The organism is Anaerotruncus sp. 1XD42-93 (assembly GCF_009917605.1).
Lineage (GTDB): Bacteria > Bacillota > Clostridia > Oscillospirales > Ruminococcaceae > Anaerotruncus.
Window position 1 is genome coordinate 1 of sequence record NZ_QZEG01000195.1, and the last position, 913, is coordinate 913.

At 55.8% G+C, this 913-nt stretch carries 1 protein-coding gene; it reads right to left on the bottom strand.

Features of this window, described 5'->3' with window-relative positions:
* On the bottom strand, positions 1 to 913 hold a 913-nt coding region (locus tag D5269_RS19065), incomplete at both ends, for a VirB4-like conjugal transfer ATPase, CD1110 family (RefSeq protein ID WP_199735792.1).

Here is a 913-nt window from a genome sequence, read left to right on the forward strand (position 1 = left end):
ACCTGATCCTGAACCACCTGCATCCCGAATTTTTTAAGCTGCTTGCCCAGGTTTTTAATCACATAGCAGACGATCCGGCTTTTGATTTCCACGTTGGTCTGGTGGTTGAACACATTTAAGCTGCCGGTGACGTAGATTTCCAGTGCGGTAGCAAGCCGTTGTGCCTCCTGCTCCGGCTGCTCCCGTAAAAGTGCGTAGAGGTCGCCCAGCACCGGCATTTTCTCCGGCTTCGGGTCTTGCAGGTAGTCCCGGTAGACCATGTGGACGCAGCGGTCAACCACTGTCTTTTCCACCGGCTCCAGGCCGGCTTTGCCGCCCACAATCAACTCCATCAGGGAGAGGATAAAGTCGCTTTTTAAGGTCAGGGGGTTGTCGTCCTCGCTGTAATTGAGGGTCAAGTCCATCGGGTTGATGTACTGGTCGGAGGCGGGGGATATGTCAATCACCTGCCCGCCCAGCCGCTGCACAAGGGGCGAATATTCCTGTTCCGGGTCGATAATGGCTATATCGTCCGGGGTAATCAGAAAGGCATTGGTGATTTCCCGTTTTGCAGAAAAGGACTTGCCGGAGCCGGGCGTGCCTAAAATCAGGCCGTTGGGGTTCTTCAGCTTTTTCCGGTCAGCCATAATCAGGTTGTTGGAGAGTGCGTTTAAGCCGTAGTACAGCGCTTCGCCGCTCATAAAAAGCTCCTGGGTGGTGAACGGTACGAAAATGGCGGTGCTTGATGTGGTAAGGCCCCGCTGGATGCTGATCTGGTTAAGGCCAAGCGGGAGGGAGGACATCAGGCCCTGCTCCTGCTGGTAGTCCAGACGGCGCAGCGCACAGTTGTATTTCTGCGCGATGCCCGCCGCCTGGAAGATGTTGTTTTCCAGCTTCTGCCGCGTCCCGGCGTGGTTCATCACCAGCATGGTCA